17 protein-coding genes are annotated in these 17,701 nt (G+C 66.0%); 6 read left to right on the plus strand and 11 right to left on the minus strand.

Annotated elements, in window-relative coordinates:
• Positions 1 to 57: 57 nt before the first annotated feature.
• A complete protein-coding gene (locus tag AC07YS_RS12125) occupies positions 58 to 1,077 on the minus strand; it encodes a phage major capsid protein, P2 family (RefSeq protein WP_495267946.1) in 1,020 nt (339 codons plus the stop codon).
• A gap of 47 nt (positions 1,078 to 1,124) precedes the next feature.
• A complete protein-coding gene (locus AC07YS_RS12130) occupies positions 1,125 to 2,054 on the minus strand; it encodes a GPO family capsid scaffolding protein (protein ID WP_495267945.1) in 930 nt (309 codons plus the stop codon).
• Here AC07YS_RS12130 and AC07YS_RS12135 point away from each other — a divergent pair.
• The 3 genes from AC07YS_RS12135 (at position 2,006) to AC07YS_RS12145 (ending at position 6,117) form a co-directional block, all read left to right on the plus strand.
• Positions 2,006 to 4,039: a terminase large subunit domain-containing protein gene (locus AC07YS_RS12135; RefSeq protein WP_495273889.1), complete on the plus strand. Its 2,034-nt coding sequence runs from the start codon at positions 2,006 to 2,008 to the stop codon at positions 4,037 to 4,039. The two genes, AC07YS_RS12130 and AC07YS_RS12135, sit on opposite strands and share 49 nt — an antisense overlap.
• Positions 4,036 to 5,097 carry a phage portal protein gene (locus tag AC07YS_RS12140; protein ID WP_495267943.1) on the plus strand — a complete coding sequence of 354 codons (1,062 nt, stop codon included), beginning with the start codon at positions 4,036 to 4,038 and terminating at the stop codon, positions 5,095 to 5,097. Before AC07YS_RS12135 ends, AC07YS_RS12140 begins: the two co-directional genes overlap by 4 nt.
• 354 nt (positions 5,098 to 5,451) lie before the next feature.
• Positions 5,452 to 6,117, plus strand: a complete 666-nt coding sequence (locus AC07YS_RS12145; protein WP_495267942.1) for a hypothetical protein — start codon at positions 5,452 to 5,454, stop codon at positions 6,115 to 6,117.
• Here the strand turns inward: AC07YS_RS12145 and AC07YS_RS12150 are convergent.
• Positions 6,114 to 6,854 (minus strand): SOS response-associated peptidase, encoded by a 741-nt coding sequence (locus tag AC07YS_RS12150; protein WP_495267941.1) that lies wholly within the window; start codon positions 6,852 to 6,854, stop codon positions 6,114 to 6,116. The two genes, AC07YS_RS12145 and AC07YS_RS12150, sit on opposite strands and share 4 nt — an antisense overlap.
• 6 nt (positions 6,855 to 6,860) lie before the next feature.
• Positions 6,861 to 7,388 (minus strand): hypothetical protein, encoded by a 528-nt coding sequence (locus AC07YS_RS12155; RefSeq protein WP_495267940.1) that lies wholly within the window; start codon positions 7,386 to 7,388, stop codon positions 6,861 to 6,863.
• A 28-nt stretch (positions 7,389 to 7,416) separates the two neighbouring features.
• Here AC07YS_RS12155 and AC07YS_RS12160 point away from each other — a divergent pair, with 28 nt between their 5' ends.
• Positions 7,417 to 7,617 carry a hypothetical protein gene (locus tag AC07YS_RS12160; RefSeq protein WP_495267939.1) on the plus strand — a complete coding sequence of 67 codons (201 nt, stop codon included), beginning with the start codon at positions 7,417 to 7,419 and terminating at the stop codon, positions 7,615 to 7,617.
• 284 nt (positions 7,618 to 7,901) lie between these two features.
• On the opposite strand, the gene AC07YS_RS12165 is transcribed toward AC07YS_RS12160, so the two are convergent.
• The 6 genes from AC07YS_RS12165 to AC07YS_RS12190 are packed head-to-tail and all read right to left on the minus strand — an operon-like array spanning position 7,902 to position 14,848.
• On the minus strand, positions 7,902 to 8,300 hold the full coding sequence (locus AC07YS_RS12165; RefSeq protein WP_056576966.1) for a RidA family protein: 399 nt from the start codon (positions 8,298 to 8,300) through the stop codon (positions 7,902 to 7,904).
• On the minus strand, positions 8,297 to 9,925 hold the full coding sequence (locus AC07YS_RS12170) for an AMP-binding protein (protein WP_495267938.1): 1,629 nt from the start codon (positions 9,923 to 9,925) through the stop codon (positions 8,297 to 8,299). Before AC07YS_RS12170 ends, AC07YS_RS12165 begins: the two co-directional genes overlap by 4 nt.
• Positions 9,926 to 9,929: 4 nt before the next feature.
• Positions 9,930 to 11,123, minus strand: a complete 1,194-nt coding sequence (locus AC07YS_RS12175; RefSeq protein ID WP_495267937.1) for an acyl-CoA dehydrogenase family protein — start codon at positions 11,121 to 11,123, stop codon at positions 9,930 to 9,932.
• A gap of 8 nt (positions 11,124 to 11,131) precedes the next feature.
• On the minus strand, positions 11,132 to 11,986 hold the full coding sequence (locus tag AC07YS_RS12180; RefSeq protein ID WP_062474826.1) for an enoyl-CoA hydratase family protein: 855 nt from the start codon (positions 11,984 to 11,986) through the stop codon (positions 11,132 to 11,134).
• Complete coding sequence (locus AC07YS_RS12185; RefSeq protein ID WP_056576953.1) at positions 11,983 to 12,462, minus strand: MarR family winged helix-turn-helix transcriptional regulator; 480 nt, start codon at positions 12,460 to 12,462, stop codon at positions 11,983 to 11,985. The genes AC07YS_RS12180 and AC07YS_RS12185 overlap by 4 nt, the downstream gene beginning before the upstream one ends.
• A 1-nt stretch (position 12,463) precedes the next feature.
• Entirely contained in the window at positions 12,464 to 14,848 is a 2,385-nt protein-coding gene (locus tag AC07YS_RS12190; RefSeq protein ID WP_495267936.1) for a bifunctional salicylyl-CoA 5-hydroxylase/oxidoreductase, read from the minus strand.
• Between the two features lie 119 nt (positions 14,849 to 14,967).
• On the opposite strand from AC07YS_RS12190, the gene AC07YS_RS12195 reads away from it, so the two are divergent.
• Both AC07YS_RS12195 and AC07YS_RS12200 read left to right on the plus strand, forming a co-directional pair.
• Positions 14,968 to 16,236 carry a class I SAM-dependent methyltransferase gene (locus AC07YS_RS12195; RefSeq protein ID WP_062474832.1) on the plus strand — a complete coding sequence of 423 codons (1,269 nt, stop codon included), beginning with the start codon at positions 14,968 to 14,970 and terminating at the stop codon, positions 16,234 to 16,236.
• A gap of 17 nt (positions 16,237 to 16,253) precedes the next feature.
• Positions 16,254 to 16,583 (plus strand): DUF1840 domain-containing protein, encoded by a 330-nt coding sequence (locus AC07YS_RS12200; protein WP_070062980.1) that lies wholly within the window; start codon positions 16,254 to 16,256, stop codon positions 16,581 to 16,583.
• Between the two features lie 18 nt (positions 16,584 to 16,601).
• On the opposite strand, the gene AC07YS_RS12205 is transcribed toward AC07YS_RS12200, so the two are convergent.
• Complete coding sequence (locus AC07YS_RS12205; protein ID WP_495267935.1) at positions 16,602 to 17,639, minus strand: Bug family tripartite tricarboxylate transporter substrate binding protein; 1,038 nt, start codon at positions 17,637 to 17,639, stop codon at positions 16,602 to 16,604.
• Between the last annotated feature and the right edge of the window lie 62 nt (positions 17,640 to 17,701).

A 17,701-nucleotide genomic window follows, 5' to 3' on the forward strand; every position in this document is an offset into this window, starting at 1 on the left:
GAGTGCGCGGGCCGGGTGAGGCCCGCGCGACGGACTTTCGTCAGACTTTTGGCGCGCTTAGGCGGCCAACTCGATCTTCTCGACCAGAGCCGCGCGACCGTTGTCCTCGACCACATACGCGTCGTTGCTCGACTCGTAGTTCTCGATCTGGCTGCGCTTCGGGTTGTCGATGATGTGGCGCCGGCGACCGCCTTCCTGCCAGTAGAGCGACAGGTTGTCGTACGTGGTGATCATCAGCGCGTTCGCCGGGAAATACGGTACGGCTGCGGCCTGCAGGCCGCCCACGCGCTTCTGGCTGATGACGATGTCGGCCGCGAGCATTTCCGATGGGGCCTGGTCGATGTCGACCAGCGGGAAGTACTTGTCATGCATCAGCTCGCGCCCGAGGATGACGATGAGATCGGGGTCCTGTTGATGCCAGGGGTCCAGCAGGGTGATGGCATCCATCACCGCAGCATCGAGATTGGCGAAGTCGCGGGTAGCTGCCGCACCGCCAATGATGATCTTGCCGGCGGTCTTGCCCGAACTCAGCACGTTCTGCGGCGCGTCTTCGCGCAGGTGCTGCAGCCAACCCTTGTTCACGTCCTGCAGCATGGGATTCACAACAGGGTCGGTTTGCGCTGCAGCACTGACGCCGTTGAAGCCGATCATGATGCGGTCCAGCGCTTGACGCTTCAGGATCGAATTTGCAACTCGGACCTGGAAGTCCTTGAACTTCGCCCAGGCGTCGATCTTCGCGTACTTGAGGTGCGTGTCGAAGTCGGTATGGACACAGAGGTAGCCCTTGGAGTCGATCGTGCTCAGATCCTTCGTCTGGCGGTCGGTGACATTCGTGTTGGTGCGGCTGGCCACCGGACCGGACACACCGATCCCGAGCTTTTCGCCCATCTGTTCATCGACCCCGACGACGTTGATCTTCGAGAGAAACGCGCTCGATTCCTGTTGCTTGGTCTCCAGCGTTTGCTGCACCGAGGGATCGACGCTGAAGGTCTTGCAGGTGTCGCTCACGCCGACGGCGTTGATCGTTGCCACGCGGGCCAGGTATTCGTTGAACTTGACTCGGGAAGTGTTTTTCATGGTCAGTGCTCGCTGGGAGTTGATCGAAGTTGTTGGAGAGGATTGACTTAGAAGTCGGTCTGAACGGAGCCGCTGCCGCCGGTGGCGTGGGGGCGTTTCGTACCCACGGGGGTGGTGTCGAGTGCGGCGTACTTGGCCTGCAGGTCATCGAGCTGTTTCTTCAGCTCGCCGATGGTCTTGTCGGCAGTGCTCAGCTTGGCGGTGGTGTCGGCAGCGTGCTGTTCGAAGGCTTCTCCGATCTGCTGGAAGCCGTCTACGACGGCGGCGAAGCGCGCGTCGTCGGTGTTTGCCTTGGTGCCGAACTTGGCCAGCGCGCCGCTGATGGCCGTGCGCAGCTTGGTCAGCGCGCCGTCTTCTGCAGCGTCCTCGAATTCGAGGGTGACTTCTTCGGCCGACGTGAAGAGATCGTCGGGCTGTTCCTTGCGCGCGGCGAACGGACTCGCGTCCGGGTTCTTCGCGGCAAACTCGAGCACTTCGGTCCCCAGGCTGGCAGGGTTGTCGGTGACGGCGAGGCCGACGAGATAGGCCTTTTCGGTGTCGGCGAACTTGGGTCGCACTTCCATCGACGTATAGATCTTCTGGCGCTTCTTGTTGATGGCGACCAGCTCATCGGTGGGCGAGATCTGAGCGAAGAGGGCAAGCTTCTTCGCGCCGCCGATTTCTACCTCTTCGGTCTTGAGGGCCAGAACGTCGCCGTAGGCGCGGAAGTCGCTGTTCGGGCTGTAGCCACGCATGTGCTCGACGTTGATGCGCGCGCCGTACACGGTCGGGTTGTAGCTGGCGGCCATCTGTTCGAGCCAGGCCCGGTCGATGGTGCGGCCGTCGCTGGTGGCGCCTTCGACGCCGACGCGGAAGAACTTGGAAACCGGCTTTTTCGCGGTGGTGGACATTGGCTTGACTCGCTGCTGGTTGATGGGTTGCCGCACTGGTGTTGCGACGTGCCAGCCAATGGTGTCCGGGGTGTCGTGCGCGCTCAAGCCGCTGCGCGTGTGGCAGTGGCGGGGACTGTTGGACGTGGTGGCGATGCTTCGCGCGCGCGGGCAACCTCGGTGTCATGCCCCTTAAATCCGCTGCGCCCGGCCGCGCTCGCCGGTCTGTCTCCGCTGCTGCGAAGTCCGCGCCGCACAAGCGTGGGCGGGTTGCGAGCGCTGTCAAAGTGGCGTCGCCTGCTGTCGTTGCTGACAGCGTCGCGAGCACTGAGACGGGCCAGATTGCCACGTTGACGCCGCAGGCGCAACCCCGCACCGCGGCGCGCTTCCTTGCTTGGACCGGCTGGAAGGTCAAGCAGATCGCCGAGCACCTGGGCGTGCCAGCGTCGACCGTGTACGGCTGGAAGGAGGCGGACAAGTGGGATGACGCGCAACCGCTCGACCGCGTCAATGGTGCGCTCGAAGTGCGGCTGATCCAGCTCATCCTGAAGACGGAGAAGACCGGCGGCGACTACAAGGAAATCGACCTGTTGGGGCGGCAGCTGGAGCGCACCGCGCGCGTGGAGAAGTACCAGCAGACCGGGCGCGAAGGCGATCTGAATCCGAACATCGCCGCGCGCAACGCTGCACCGAAACGTAAGCCCAAGCGCAACGAGTTCAGCGAAGACCAAATCGCGCTGCTCGAAACGAAGCTGCGCGAGTCGAACTTTCCCTTTCATCAAACGTGGTTCGATCAGCAATACCAGCGCCTGCGCGCGATCCTTAAGGCGCGGCAGATCGGGGCGACGTTCTATTTCTCTCGCGAAGCGCTGCTGTCAGCTGCGAAAGAGGGGCGCAACAAGCTTTTCCTGTCGGCCTCGAAGGCGCAGGCCCACCAGTTCCGCAGCTACATCGTCGACTTCGCGAAAGAGGTGGACGTCGAGCTCAAGGGCGAGAACATCAAGCTGTGGAACGGTGCAGAGCTGATGTTCCTGGGCACGAACGCGATGACGGCCCAGTCGTACCACGGCGACTTCTACTTCGATGAATTCTTTTGGGTTCCGCGCTTCAGGACCATCAACAAGCTGGCCAGCGCGATGGCCTCGCACAAGCACTGGCGAAAGACCTACTTCAGCACGCCATCGGCGATGTCGCACGAAGCCTATGGCTTCTGGACCGGCGACGACAGGAACAAGGGTCGGGCGAAGAAAGACCACGTTCGCATCGACACGACCCACAAGGCGCTGCGCGGCGGCGCCCTGGGGTTGGATCGCAAGTGGCGCGACATCGTCACGGTGGAAGACGCGGTGGCGATGGGCTTCGACCTGTTCGACATCGCCGAGCTGCGCGAGGAATACAGCCTCGACGAGTTCGCGAACCTCTTCATGTGCCAGTTCATCGACGACAGCCTGTCGCTGTTCACGTTGGCGCAGATGCAGGCATGCATGGTCGACAGCTGGGAGACGTGGAGTGACGTCAAGCCGCTTTGGCTTCGGCCCTACGCCCACAACCCCGTCTGGGTGGGCTATGACCCCTCGGACAAGGGCGACGCCGCCGCGCTCGTGGTGGTCGCTCCGCCGCGCACCCCTGGCGGCAAGTTCCGCATCCTGCACCGCGAGCAGTTCAAGGGCTCCGACTTCGAGGCCCAGGCCGAGGCGATCCGGCGCATCACCCAGCAATACAACGTCGTGCACATCGGCATCGACAAGACCGGCCTCGGCGAAGGCGTGCACCAGATCGTCAAGAAGTTCTTTCCCCAGGTGAAGGGCTACCAGTACAGCATCGAGGTGAAACAGCGCCTCGTGCTCAAGGCACAGCAGGTGATCCACAAGGGCCGTCTGGAGTTTGACGCCGGCTGGACCGACATCGCTGCGGCCTTCATGGCCATCAAACGCGTGCTGACGGCCAGCGGCCGGAACGTGACATACGACTCGGGGCGCTCCGAAGTGACGGGCCACGCAGATCTTGCGTGGGCAACGATGCACGCGCTCGACAACGAAACACTGGCCGGCGACGTGGTCGGCGGCAACTCTCGCATGGAGATTTTTGGATGAGCAAACGCAAGAACGGCCACGGCCGCGAATTGGTCCGCACCCCGCCGGCGGTCACGGCCGCCACGCTGATGACGCAGAGCGATGGAAGCACCGTCGAGGCGTTCAGCTTCGGCGATCCTGAGCCGGTGAGCCGCATCCAGCTGCTGGACTATGTCGAGAGCATGTTCAACGGCCGCTGGTACGAGCCGCCATTGCCGTGGGAAGGGCTGGCGAGCGCATTCCGCGCGTCGCCGCACCACGGCTCGGCGATCTACCTGAAGCGCAACCTGCTGAAGTCGCTGTTCATGCCGCATCCGCGGCTGTCGGCCGCGACGTTCGGCGCCATGGCGCTGGACTTTCTTGTCTTCGGCAATGCATACGTCGAGCAGCCGCGCGCCTACACGGGGCGGCCGTTGGAGCTGCGGCACGCGCTCGCGAAGTTCACCCGGCGCGGCCAGGAGGCAGGCCACTATTTCTTCGTGCGCGGCTGGCTTCAAGAGCACGAGTTTCCAACCGGCTCGGTCTTCCACCTGCGCGAGGACGATGTCAATCAAGAGATCTATGGCCTGCCCGAGTACATCAGCGCGCTGCAGTCGGCCTGGCTGAACGAGGCGGCCACGATGTTCCGGCGCAAGTACTACGCGAACGGCTCGCACGCGGGCTTCATCCTCTATCTGACCGAGGGGCAGGTCGACAACGATGACGCGAACGCGCTGCGCAAGGCGTTGAAGGACTCGAAGGGGCCGGGCAACTTCCGCAATCTGTTCCTGCACATGCCGGGCGGCAAGGCCGACGGGCTGAAGTTGATCCCCGTGAGCGAGGTGGCGGCCAAGGACGACTTCGCTGCGATCAAGAACGTGAGCAAGGATGACGTGCTGGCCGCACACCGCGTGCCGCCGGGCCTGCTGGGCATGGTGCCGACCAATGCCGGCGGCTTCGGCAATGCGCCCCAGGCTCTGGCCGTGTTCATCGAGAACGAGATCCGGCCGCTCATGCAGCGCTTCCGCGAGCTGAACGACTGGGCCGGCGAGGAACTGGTGCGGTTCATCGAGCCGCCAGGTGTGGCCGCCGCGGCCTGAAGCCGCCATCAACCAACCCCAAGGGCGCACGCAGCGCCCTTTTTTTCGTCCCGGTGTCTCCGCGCCCTGCCGCCGCGCACTCGGCGCGTCTACGGGCCTGCCAGGCCCCTTCGCGGACCCCTCCCGCCTTGACCGAGGCCGGCCATGGCCAGCGGGCCGCCTGCACCCCCTGGCGCGCGGTCTAGCCCCCACCGAGCCCGCGCGCTTCGGGTCGCGGTTTTTACGACCCGGTCGGCGAGTCGCCAACCCGCGGCACGACTGGGTTGGCGATCGCTTTCACATGGTGAATTTATTACGGATTCTTACGGGTTTTATGTTCTTGGAGATATAAAGGCGCCCACATTTGGAGGTTCTATGAGTGCAGAGGTCTGGGCGGCGTTTGTCGGTGGGGTGTCGGGGGTGATGTCGGCGTGGCTTACCTCGCGTCTCACGACGCGCGGAGCAGTTGCTGCGTCAGCGCGCGATGACCGGCGCCGGTCTCAGTACCTTGCTGTGCAGGTCTCGCCAGCTCTCGTAGAGTTCGCCACCATCTGCCTGACCGCAAGCTATGACGACGGATATGACGAAGGACGCCCGGCGGGGGTCGGAGGGATATGTGAGCCCACAGTTCACGTCGATGCCTTCAAGCCGGACGAGATTCAAGGCGTCGACTGGCAGTCTCTTCCTGCAGTCCTGATGGTTGACGTTCTCACGTTCGAAGAGAAGCACAAAGCCATCCGCGTCGATCTGAGCGACTGGCACACCTACTACGACCCCCCGGACCATCCTGAATATTTCTCAGATCGGCAGTGGCACTACGTTGGTCTCGGGATCGATGCTGTGCAGCTGGGCATCAGGCTTTTTAAGGAGACGGGGCACACGTCCAGTCTCCCTGGTGCCGCGGCGCTCCATGAGAGATTGCAAGCACGCAAGAATGAACTGGACAAGGAACGACAAGAGCACGCTCAGCGTGTCGCTTCATACCAGCCGCCTCCCTTGCCGCCAGCGCCTCCGACCTCGGAGCCAGCAGCCTCAATCTAGAAGAGGTCGAGCTGCGGCGGTGGCTGCGTCGGCGTACCTTTGGCTGCGCGCTTGGGCTCCCGCTCGCCGGCAGGCCTTTCTTTCTTCGGCCGCGGCGCCAATGGTGCGGGGTAGGTGTCGAGCTGGCCCATCCACTGCTGAAGGAACTGCGGTGCGTGGTGCACCGGACAGGTCAGCCAGTCGTCGTAGTCCTCAGGGTCGAGGATGACCACCATCCGCTTCTCGTCGTCGGGCCTGTGAAAGCGCGACATTACGGGGTGTCCATCTGCGTTGATCGTGATCATCGCGAAGCTGAATAGCACTTCGCCCGTTTCCGGGTTGGGCCACTTTTCCCAGATCCCCGCGAGGCCGAGCGGCACCTCGCCAGGTTGCTGGATGCGATATCGCACGGGCTTGCTTTCGGCGGTCTCGTAGTAGGGCTCGAAGATGGCTTCGGCGGGAATCACGCAGCGTTGCCCGAGGCGCCATGCGCTCCGGTAGCTGGGCAGCTTCGCGATGGTCTCGGCCTTCGCGTTGTAGGTCTTGCGCCCGTATGCCAGCTCTTTGGCGAAGCCGGGCAGCAGTCCGAACGCGCCGTCGTCGACGCGCCGGTTTCCCGATCCGTCCTCGGCCAGCCGGATAAAGGGTGCCATGCCGGTCGGCCAGGTGAGCACGGGCCGCTCATCGTCTTCACGGATGACTCCGAAGAACGACAGCAAGCGGTCTGCGCGGCTGACGGTTTCATAGTTGCTGCACATGGCGACTCAAAAGTACCCCGGCGAGCGACCGCAGGCCGTCGCGGGGTCATAGGGCATCCGGCGCGTCGGCCTCTTCGTCAGTGTCTCGGCGATGCTCCGCGCCTCAAGCGATTGCTCAAGCTCGCGTTCGCGCGCTTGGCGCCTCGATTCGGCAGGGTTGCCATACCGCTCCGCATCATCGTCAAACCCGCCACGTGGAATTACGACCGGTCGGCAAAACCACGTCTGCGGGTAGTCGTCGGACTTGATGTTTTTCGAGCCGATGCCGCGCGGCTTGATCTCGATGCCGGATATCAGGATGCCGCCCTGAATCTTCCGCAGCCGCGCCCGGTCGAGCGCTGGGATGACGTACGTTTCGCCGTCCGGCTGAAGGAGCGTCGCGAGGTAGATGCTGCGACCTGGCCGCGGGTCGTAGACGCGTTCCATGTAGTTGAGGTTGCCGACCCTGCGGGTGTGCTTGATCGCCTCCGCAGACTGGAGCTTTCCACCCTCGAAGCGGGTGCGGAAGACCTCGTAGGCGATGAGCGTTGACACTGGATAAATATACAGTACTATTTAATCCATGGACGACGAGATTCCTACCGACATATGGGTCTACTACTGCGCCCAACGCCTGAAGTCCCACTGGCGCACGGTGGACACCCAGCAGCTCGAAGAGTTGGCTGCGGATCTGGCTCGCGACGCGCATCTGCGAGCGCTTTCGCCTCAGGCAGCTGCAGCTCGTTTCCTTGAGCCCGTCGCCCACCCCGAAGATCCGGCGTAGGCGGCCGTCTCAGCGACCGCGCGCGCTGCTGTTGGGGATCGCGACAAGTCTCTCTTGTCCAAATCCCCCTCGCGCAACCAATTTAAAAGGCCCTTTGAGAAATCAAAGGGCCTTTTTCTTTGGCCGAATTCTTTTGGAAATTTCCAGTCGAAATTCGACACAAAAAAAGCCCTCGCGAAGAGGGCTTTTCTGTTTCCGGACGAGCCCCACAAAGAGGCCGGTCTCGAGAACGTGCGTCGCAGCAGCACCTGAAGACTGCGCTGACGCACAGCCCAAGCGCAGGATCAGTCCGGAATGACCGCCGTCACCTCGATCTCCACCTTCGCGCGATGCTCCACCAGCGCCGCCACCTGCACGCAGGTCATGGCCGGGAAGTTGCGGCCCAGCGCGTCGCGGTAGACCGGGCCGAGCTCGGACAGGCGCCGGCTGTACTCGTCGCGGTCCGTCACGTACCAGGTCATGCGCACCATGTGCTCGGGGCCGGCACCGGCTTCGCGCAGCACCTCGGCGATGTTGCGCAGCGCCTGGCCGCACTGGTCGATGAAGTCGTCGGATTCGAACTGCTGCTGGGCATTCCAGCCGATCTGGCCGCCGACGAACACCTGGGTGCCGCGCGCCGCGATGCCGTTTGCATAGCCCTTCGGGGGCAGCCAGCCCGGGGGCTGAATGAGTTTGTTCGTCATGATGGTGTGTTGCTGTTGAGTTGTCTCAATTTGAAGCGCTGGAGTTTGCCGGTTTCGGTGCGCGGCAGCGCCGTCACGAACTCGATCTCCCGCGGGTACTTGAAGGGGGCGATGGTGGCTTTCACGTGGTCCTGGAGGGCCTTCACCATCGCTGCGTCGCCGGTGTTGCCGGGCTTGAGCACGCAGAAGGCCTTCACGATCATGCCCCGGTCGGTGTCGGGCTTGCCGATCACGCCGCACTCGGCCACGGCCGGGTGCTTGAGCAGCGCATCCTCCACCTCCGGGCCGCCGACGTTGTAGCCGGCCGTGATGATCATGTCGTCCGCACGCGCCTGATAGAAGAAGTAGCCGTCGTCATCCTGCACGAACGAGTCGCCGGGGTAGTTCCAGCCGTTCTTCACGTAGTCGGCCTGGCGCGGATCGTCGAGGTAGCGGCAACCGACCGGGCCTTGCAGCGCCAGCTTGCCGACCGTGCCGCGCGGCACGTCGTTGCCCTGGTCGTCGACCACCTTGGCGGTGAACCCCGGCACCGCCTTGCCGACGGCGCCGCGGCGCACTTCGTCGCCGGCGGCCGAGATGTAGATGTGGAACACCTCGGTGCCGCCGATGCCGTCGAGCATCTCGATGCCGGTGGTCTCCTTCCAGAGCTGGCGCGTGGCGTCGGGAAGCGCCTCGCCTGCGCTCACGCAGATGCGCAGGCTCGGCGCCCCGTGCTGCCGGACGAAGGGCGCCATCTGGCGATAGAAGGTGGGCGCGGTGTAGCAGATGGTCGCGCCGACCTCGTTGATGAGCTTCACGAGCGCCTCGGGCGAGAAAGCGCCCTCGGGAAAGTACACCGAAGCACCAGCCCACATCGGGAAGATCAGCAAGCCGCCGAGCCCGAAGGTGAAGGCCAGCGGCGGCGTGCCGACCACGATGTCGTCGCTGCGCGCGCGCAGCACGTGGCGCGGCCAGGTCTGGCACATGGCGACCACGTCGCGGTGCGTGGTGACGGGTGCCTTGGGCTTGCCCGTGGTGCCCGAGGTGAAGGCCAGCAGCGCGATGTCGTCGGCCGCCGTGGGGCAGGCGGGGAACACACCGCTCTTGCTTGCCGCGCGGGCCGACAGCGAATCGGGCGCGTCGGGCTGGTTGAAGGCAATCACCGTCGCGAGCACCGGGTGCGCCTTCTGCGCGGCCACCAGCTCCTCGAGCAGGCGGCCTTCGCACAACGCGGCCACGGGCTGCGATTTTTCGATGATCTCGCCGAGCTCCTTGGCGCGCAGCAGCGGCATGGTCGCCACCGCGATCAGCCCGGCCTTGACCACGGCGAGCCACGAGAGCGCCATCCACACCGAGTTGCCGCCGCGCAGCAGCACGCGGTTGCCGGGCACGAGCCCGAGATCCTCGACCAGCACCTGGGCGATGCGGTTCACCTCGACGCCCGCCTGGGCGTAGGTGAGCACGCCGGCGGGCGAGCGCAGCATCGGCCGGTCGCCGAAGCCCTTGGCGACCGCCTTGTCCAGCAGCTCCTCGACCAGGTTCAGCTGGTCGGGGAACTGCAGCTCGGGCAGGTCGTAGCGAAAGACCGGCAGCTGCGCGGCAGGCGGCAGGCGGTCATGAACGAAGCGATCGACTTGGGCAGACACGGTTTCACCCCCGCAAAACGGATTTGCCGATGATCAGTTGCTGGACTTCCGTTGCGCCTTCATAGATGCGCAGCGAGCGGATGTCCCGGTACAGGCTTTCGATCTTGGTGCCGACCTTCACGCCGAGGCCACCATGCATCTGCAGCGCCATGTCGATCACGCGGCTCGCGTTCTCGGTGGCGCACATCTTGGCCATGGCCGCAGCGGCCGACACGTCGCCGACTGCCGGCGCGCCGCGGCGCTCCGCGTCGTCGCGCATCCAGGCGGCGCGGTAGGTGAGCAGCGCGGCGCTGTCGATCAGCGCGGCCATCTCGCCGAGCTTGGCCTGCGTGAGCTGGAAGTCGGCCAGCGTCTGGCCGAACATGCGGCGACCCTTGGCATGCGCGATGGCTTCGGCCAGCGCGCGGCGCCCCATGCCGAGCGCGGCGGCGGCCACCGAGGCGCGGAAGATGTCGAGCGTGCGCATCGCGAGCTTGAAGCCGCCGTTCAGCGTGCCCAGCTGCGCCGTGCGCGGCACGACGCAGTTGTCGAAGCGCAGGGTGGCCAGCGGGTGCGGCGCCATCACGTCGATGTGGGCCGAGGTGTCGAGCCCCGGCGTCGTCGCGTCGACGATGAACACCGTGATGCCGCGCGTGCCGGCCGTGGGGTCGGTCTTGGCGAACACGCAGTAGAAGTCGGCGATGCCGCCGTTGCTGATCCAGGTCTTCTCGCCGTTCAGGCGCCAGCCGTCGGCGGTGGGCTCGGCGCGCATCGCCATCGCTGCGACGTCGGAGCCGGCTTCGGGTTCGCTGAGCGCGAAGGCCGCGATCTTCTTGCCCTGGCCCACGGCCGTGAGGTAATGCGACTGCTGCTCGGGCGTGCCGTCCAGCGTGATCGCACCGCTGCCCAGGCCCTGCATCGCGAACGCGAAGTCGGCCAGTGGCGAGTGGTAGCCGAGCGTTTCGCGCAGCAGCACGAGCGCGCGTGAATCGAGGCGCTCGAGCGCGCCGCCGGCACTGCCGGGCACCGCGTAGCGCAGCCAGCCGGCGTCGCCGAGGCGGCGCACCCATTCGCGGCAGGCCGCGCGGTCGTCGCGCTCATCGATCTCCTGGGCGGCGCACCAGGGCAGCAGGTCGTTGGCGAGCGCGCGGTGCGCGTCGTCGAAGAACGGCAGCGCGAGGTGCGCGGTCGAAGGTGGGGCGGGGATCTTGGTCATCATGATGCGCATCAGTCTCCGCCGAACACCGGCTTGCGCTTGGCCGCGAAGGCCTCGTAGGCGCGCTTGAAGTCTTCGGTCTGCATGCAGATCGCCTGCGCCTGCGCTTCGGCCTCGATGGCCTGGTCGATGGTCATCGACCACTCTTGCGCGAGCATCGTCTTGGTCATGCCGTGCGCGAAGCTCGGGCCTTCGGCCAGGTCGCGCGCGACCTTGGTGGCGGCGTCGAGCAGCGAGGCGCTGTCGTGCAGTGCGTTGAAGAAGCCCCAGGCCTGGCCTTCGTCGGCGGTCATGGCGCGGCCGGTGAACAGCAGCTCCGAGGCGCGGCCCTGGCCGATCACGCGCGGCAGCAGCGCGCAGGCGCCCATGTCGGCGCCGGCCAGGCCCACGCGGGTGAAGAGGAAGGCGGTGCGCGTGGCGGGCGTGCCGTAGCGCAGGTCGCAGGCCAGCGCGATCATCGCGCCGGCGCCGGCGCACACGCCGTCGATCGCGCCGACGATGGGCTGCGGGCAGTTGCGGATGGCCTTCACGAGGTCGCCCGTCATGCGCGTGAACTCGAGCAGCTCGGGCATGCGCATGCCGGTCAGCGGGCCGATGATTTCATGCACGTCGCCGCCCGAGCAGAAGTTGCCGCCAGCGCCGGTGACGACGATCACCTTCACGTCGGTCGCGTAGGTCAGCGCGCGGAACAGGTCGCGCAGCTCGGCGTACGAATCGAAGGTCAGCGGGTTCTTGCGCTCGGGGCGGTTCAGCGTGATGGTGCCGACGCCGGCCTCGTAGCGCCAGGCAAAGTGCTCGGCCTTGTAGTCGGCCTTGGGTTCGAATTGCGCGCGCATGGGATTGCTTGCGCCGATGTAGTGCTTCATGCGGTCTCCGCCAATTGGCTGCTGTGGGAATGTTGCTTGACCTTGCCGAGCAGCTTGTGAAGCTGCGCGATCTCCTTGGGGTTGAGGCTCGAGAAAGCCTCGACGATCCAGTCTTCGTGCTGCTGCGCCATCTCGTTGAAGAGCTTGCGTCCGCGCGGCGTGAGGCGCACGCGCCAGGCGCGGCGGTCGCCCTCGACGTTGATGCGCTCCACCAGCCCTTCGGTCACGAGCTGGTCGGTGATGCCGGTGACGTTGCCGCCCGTGACCATCATGCGGCGCGAGAGCTCGTTCATCTTCAGCCCGTCGGGCGAGCGCTCGAGTTGCGACATGAGATCGAAGCGCGGCAGCGTGGTGGCGAACTGCGCGCGCAGGCCGTTGCGCACCTGCTTTTCCACCAGCTGCGTGCAGGTGAGCAGGCGCAGCCAGAGGCGCAGCGCCTCGGGGTGCTCGCTGTGGGCGCGTGCTTCGAGGTCCATGTCAGTGTGTCTCTTCGGCGTCGGCCGCGCGGCCTGCGGCAGCGGTGGCTGCGGCGATCTGCTGCTGCTTGGCGATCTCGCGGTACATCTGGTCGCGGCCGCTCAGGTACTGCTTGGGCCAATCGACGTCGCGGCTTTGCAGCTTGGCGGCCTCGTGCAGCGTCCAGGCCGGGTCGGCCAGGTGCGGGCGCGCCACGGCGCACAGGTCGGCGCGGCCGGCCGCGATGATGCTGTTGGCCTGGTCGGCGTCGGTGATGGCGCCCACCGCGATGGTTGAGATGCCGACCTCGTTGCGGATGCGGTCGGCGAACGGCGTCTGGTACATGCGACCGTACACGGGCTTGGCGGCGCGCGTGGTCTGGCCCGAGGACACGTCGATGAAGTCGGCACCGGCCTCCTTGAAGAGGCGCGCGACCACCACGGCATCGGCATCGGTGTTGCCGCCAGGCGCCCAGTCGTGGGCCGAGATGCGCACGCTCATCGGCTTGTCGGCCGGCCACACGGCGCGCATCGCGCGGAACACTTCGAGCGGGTAGCGGCAGCGTGCTTCGATGTCGCCGCCGTACTCGTCGGTGCGCAGGTTGGTGAGCGGGCTGATGAAGGCCGACAGCAGGTAGCCGTGCGCGCAGTGCAGCTCGAGCCAGTCGAAGCCGCACTCGACCGCCCGGCGTGTCGAGTCGACGAACTGGTCGCGCAGCGTGTCCATCTCGGCACGCGTGATCGCGGCCGGCAGCTGGTTCTGTTCACCGTAGGGCAGGGCGCTCGCGCCGAGCACCGGCCAGTTGCCGCTTTCGAGGGGTTCGTCGGTGCCTTCCCAGCCCACGCGCGTCGAGCCCTTGGGGCCGCTGTGGCCGAGCTGCATCGCGATCTTGGCGCTCGACTGCGTGTGCACGAAGTCGACGATGCGCTTGAACGCGGCCTGCTGCGTGTCGTTGTACAGGCCCGTGCAAGCCGGCGTGATGCGGCCTTCGGGCGTCGGGCTCGTCATCTCGACGCACACCATCGCGGCGCCGCCGAGCGCGCGCGCGCCCAGGTGCACCAGCAGGAAATCCTGCGGCACGCCGTCGACCGCGCTGTAGGTCGCCATCGGCGAGACCACGATGCGGTTCTTGAGTTCGAGGCCGCGCACCTTCAGCGGCATCAGCATCGGCGCCATCGCCTTGCCGCCTGCCAGCCACTGCTCGTAGCCGCCGAGCCATTGCGTGTCGCGCACGCGCAGGTTCTCGTGGCTGATGCGCTGCGAGCGCGTGAGCAGCGAGTAGGCGAACTGCTCGATCTCCATGCCCGTGTAGCGTGGCACGTTCTCGAACCACTCGGTCGAGTTGCGCGCGGCGTTCTGGATCTTCAGCACCTCGACGCTGCGTCGTGCTTCATAGCCTTCGAGCACATGGTCGAGCGTGCCGCCCTGTTCGAATTCGTTGGCCAGGTCGATCGCGTCTTCGAGCGCGAGCTTGGTGCCCGAGCCAATCGAGAAGTGTGCCGTGTGCGCGGCGTCGCCCATGAGCACGACGGGCACCGAGCGGCCTTCGACGTCGATGCGGTGCGTCCAGCGCTCGCAGACCACGCGCGGAAAGCGGATCCAGTTGGCCGAGCCGCGCAGGTGCGTGGCGTTGCTGATGAGCGCGTGGCCGCCCAGGTACTTGGCGAACAGCTTCTCGCAGAAGGCGATGGCCTCGGGCTGCTCCATCTGGTCGAGGCCGTGGGCCTTCCACACGGCCTCGGGCGTCTCGACGATGAAGGTCGAGGTCTTGTCGTCGAACTGGTAGGCGTGCGCCTGGAACCAGCCGTGCTCGGTCTGTTCGAAGGCGAAGGTGAAGGCGTCGAAGGTCTGGTGCGTGCCCAGCCACACGAAGCGGCAGTTGCGCAGGTCGATGTCGGGCTTGAACACGTCGGCATAGCGCTGGCGGATGCGGCTGTTGAGGCCGTCGCTCGCAATGACGAGGTCGGCCTTGTACTGCGCGGCAATGGCCTGGTCGTCGGTGGCGTCGGTTTCGAAGACCAGCTCCACGCCGAGTTCGAGGCAGCGTTCCTGCAGGATGTTCAGGAGGCGCTTGCGGCCGATGCCGCAGAAGCCGTGGCCGCCCGAGCGCACCTGGCGGTCCTTGAAGAAGACCTGGATGTCGTCCCAGTGGTGGAACTCGTTGCCGATGAGCGCGGCAGTCGGGCCGTCGGCTTCGCGCAGGTTGCCCAGCGTCTGGTCGCTGAGCACCACGCCCCAGCCGAAGGTGTCGAAGGGGCGGTTGCGTTCGACCACGGTGATCTGCAGCGCCGGGTTGCGGGCCTTCATCAGCAGGGCGAAATACAGGCCGGCTGGACCCCCACCGATGCACAGGATGCGCTGGAGGTCCGAGGCGGGCGCGAGGCGGGGGGAGGTCAAGCTGTTCATGGTTGAATAGTTTAGGCATAAACAATCTGTTGTCAACGAGGGCTTCTCTGCAGAGGCCTGCGGCCCGCGCGGCTGCGCGATGTCATGCAAATCCTTGGAAAAATCAATACCATGGACGCATGCAACACTTGATACCCAAGATCGAGTCGCAGCTGGCCTCGCTGCCCGTGCCCATCGCACTGGAGCTGCCCGACGGGCGCCGGGTCGCCCAGGCGGGTTCACGCGTGACGCTGGCTTTCAAGGAGTGGTCGGTGCTGGCCAAGCTGGCCGGCCGGCAGGTCGGGGCCATCGGCGAGGCCTACGTCGAGGGCAAGGTGCAGATCGAGGGCGCCATGCGCGACCTGATCGACGCCACCGTCGGCCTGTTGCCCGGCAACCCGGCCGAGACCGACACCACCTGGTGGAGCCGCCTGCAGCGCCGCGCCAAGTCGCGCGGCTCGCACTCGCTGCGCAAGGACGCCGCGCAGATCGAGTTCCACTACGACGTCTCCGACGATTTCTACGCGCTGTGGCTGGACCCGCGCCGCGTCTATTCATGCGCCTACTTCCGTACGCCCGAACTCACGCTGGCGCAGGCGCAGGAGGCCAAGCTCGACCACATCTGCCGCAAGCTCATGCTGCAGCCCGGCGAGCGCTACCTGGACATCGGCTCGGGCTGGGGCGCGCTGCTGCTGTGGGCGGCCGAGCACTACGGCGTGGACGCCACGGGCATCACGCTGTCGAAGAACCAGCACGCGCATGTGCAGCGGCTCATCGAGGAAAAAGGGCTGCAGGGTCGCGTGCGCGTGGAGCTGCGCGACTACCGCGAACTGCCCGACGACCAGCCCTTCGACAAGATCTCGTCGGTGGGCATGTTCGAGCACGTGGGCGCGGCCAACATGCCGACCTATTTCCACAAGATCCACACCTTGCTCAAGCCGGGCGGGCTGGTGCTCAACCACGGCATCACCTCGGGCGAGCTGAACTACCGCCAGCTCGGCGCGGGCATGGGCGACTTCATCGAGAAGTACATCTTCCCCGGCGGCGAGCTGCTGCACGTGACGCACGTGCTGCGCGAGACCGCGGCGGCCGGGCTGGAGATGGTCGACACCGAGAGCCTGCGCCCGCACTACGCGCGCACGCTGTGGGCGTGGTCCGACGCCCTCGAGGCGCAGCTCGATGCCGCGCGCGAAGTGCTGGGCCGCAGCGGCGGGCGCCAGGGCGAGAACGCCGAGCGCATTCTTCGCGCCTACCGCCTGTACCTCGCGGGCTCGGCGATGAGCTTCGAGCAGGGCTGGATCTCGCTGCACCAGATGCTGTCGACCAAGCCCGACGGCAAGGTCGAACACGGTGCCTTGCGCGGTGCGCAATCGGTGTACCCTTTTGCCCGTGACTACATCTACAAATAAGTGAGGACACCACCACCATGCTCTACCGCTTCAAATCCCGGGCCGCCCCAGACTTCGTGATGCTCGAGGTGCATGCGCGCCAGCTGCTCGACATCGTCGGCAAGCCGGCCGCGCCGCAGGGCATCATCACGGTCGAGCAGATCCCCGGCGCCATTGCCGCCCTCGAAGCCGCACTGGCGCTCGAAAGCAGCAAGCCCGCGCCGCACAACCACGACGAACACGTCGTCGAAGGCCACGACGCCGATGCCGAGAAGCAGCATGTCGGCCTGCACCAGCGCGCCGCGCCGCTGCTGCACATGCTCAAGGACTCGCAGGCCGAGAGCAAGGATGTGACTTGGGGGACCTGAGCCCCCCGGTCCAGACGATCAGTCCACTTTCGCGCCCGAATCTTTCACGACTTTGGCCCACTTCACATGCTCACTCGCAATGAGCTTCGTGAAGTCCGCCGGCGAATTGCCGCTCGGGATCGCGCCCTGGGCCAGCATCTTTTCCTTGATCGCCGGCGTGCCCAGCGACTTGGCCACTTCCTGCTGGATGCGGTTCACGATCTCCGGCGACGTGCCGGCCGGCGCCAGCAGCCCGAACCATGAGCTCGCCTCGTAGCCCTTGAGCGCGGGGCCGCCGGCTTCTGCCACCGTCGGCACATCGGGCAGCGCGGGCGAGCGCTGGGCGCTGGTCACGGCCAGCGGCGTGAGCTTGCCGCCCTTGATCTGCGCCATCGACGAAGGCAGGTTGTCGAACATCAGGTCGGCGCTGCCGCCCACCAGGTCGAGCAGCGCCGGGCCCGAGCCCCGGTACGGGATGTGCGTCATGAAGGTGCCCGTCATGCTCTTGAACAGCTCGCCCGCCAGGTGGATCGACGTGCCGCTGCCGCTCGAGGCCATGTTGAGCTTGCCCGGGTTGGCCTTGGCGTACTTGAGGAAGTCCTGCACGTTGCGGATGTTCAGCGACTTGGCCTTTTCGGCGTTCATCTCCATCACGTTCGGCACCGCGGCCACCAGGGTGATCGGCACGAAGTCCTTGATCGGGTCGAAGGGCAGCTTGGGGTACAGCGCGCGGTTGATGCCGTGCGTGCCCACCGTGCCCATCAGCAGCGTGTAGCCGTCGTTGGCCGAGCGCGCGACGATCTCGGCGCCCACGTTGCCGCCCGCGCCCGCGCGGTTGTCCACGATGAACTGCTGGCCGAAGGCCTTCGAGAGTTCGGGCGCCACGGCGCGCGCCAGGATGTCGGTGGTGCCGCCGGCCGCGAAGGGCACGACGATGCGCACCGGCTTGGTCGGCCAGGTGGCCTGCGCGTGTGCGGTGCCGCCCAGCAGCGCAAGGGTGGCCGCCGCCGTGGCGACGAGCGCGAAGCGGCGGGTGGATGAAGTGACGGAAGAAGAAGAGCGGGAGATGGAAGTCATGCGCGCCTTTGTACAGGGGGGCGCCAAAGGCGTCGCGAGTAAAAACCCCGGCCTTCGATGGA

The sequence above is a fragment of the Variovorax sp. GW458-11-26-14-LB1 genome, assembly GCF_059423965.1.

Excerpts from the sequence above, each read along its gene's own strand:
- AC07YS_RS12125 (WP_495267946.1), bottom strand. The coding sequence starts at position 1,077 with ATGAAAAACACTTCCCGAGTCAAGTTCAACGAATACCTGGCCCGCGTG.
- AC07YS_RS12140 (WP_495267943.1), top strand. The coding sequence starts at position 4,036 with ATGAGCAAACGCAAGAACGGCCACGGCCGCGAATTGGTCCGCACCCCG.
- AC07YS_RS12145 (WP_495267942.1), top strand. The coding sequence starts at position 5,452 with ATGAGTGCAGAGGTCTGGGCGGCGTTTGTCGGTGGGGTGTCGGGGGTG.
- AC07YS_RS12150 (WP_495267941.1), bottom strand. The coding sequence starts at position 6,854 with ATGTGCAGCAACTATGAAACCGTCAGCCGCGCAGACCGCTTGCTGTCG.
- AC07YS_RS12160 (WP_495267939.1), top strand. The coding sequence starts at position 7,417 with ATGGACGACGAGATTCCTACCGACATATGGGTCTACTACTGCGCCCAA.
- AC07YS_RS12165 (WP_056576966.1), bottom strand. The coding sequence starts at position 8,300 with ATGACGAACAAACTCATTCAGCCCCCGGGCTGGCTGCCCCCGAAGGGC.
- AC07YS_RS12175 (WP_495267937.1), bottom strand. The coding sequence starts at position 11,123 with ATGATGACCAAGATCCCCGCCCCACCTTCGACCGCGCACCTCGCGCTG.
- AC07YS_RS12180 (WP_062474826.1), bottom strand. The coding sequence starts at position 11,986 with ATGAAGCACTACATCGGCGCAAGCAATCCCATGCGCGCGCAATTCGAA.
- AC07YS_RS12185 (WP_056576953.1), bottom strand. The coding sequence starts at position 12,462 with ATGGACCTCGAAGCACGCGCCCACAGCGAGCACCCCGAGGCGCTGCGC.
- AC07YS_RS12190 (WP_495267936.1), bottom strand. The coding sequence starts at position 14,848 with ATGAACAGCTTGACCTCCCCCCGCCTCGCGCCCGCCTCGGACCTCCAG.
- AC07YS_RS12195 (WP_062474832.1), top strand. The coding sequence starts at position 14,968 with ATGCAACACTTGATACCCAAGATCGAGTCGCAGCTGGCCTCGCTGCCC.
- AC07YS_RS12200 (WP_070062980.1), top strand. The coding sequence starts at position 16,254 with ATGCTCTACCGCTTCAAATCCCGGGCCGCCCCAGACTTCGTGATGCTC.
- AC07YS_RS12205 (WP_495267935.1), bottom strand. The coding sequence starts at position 17,639 with ATGACTTCCATCTCCCGCTCTTCTTCTTCCGTCACTTCATCCACCCGC.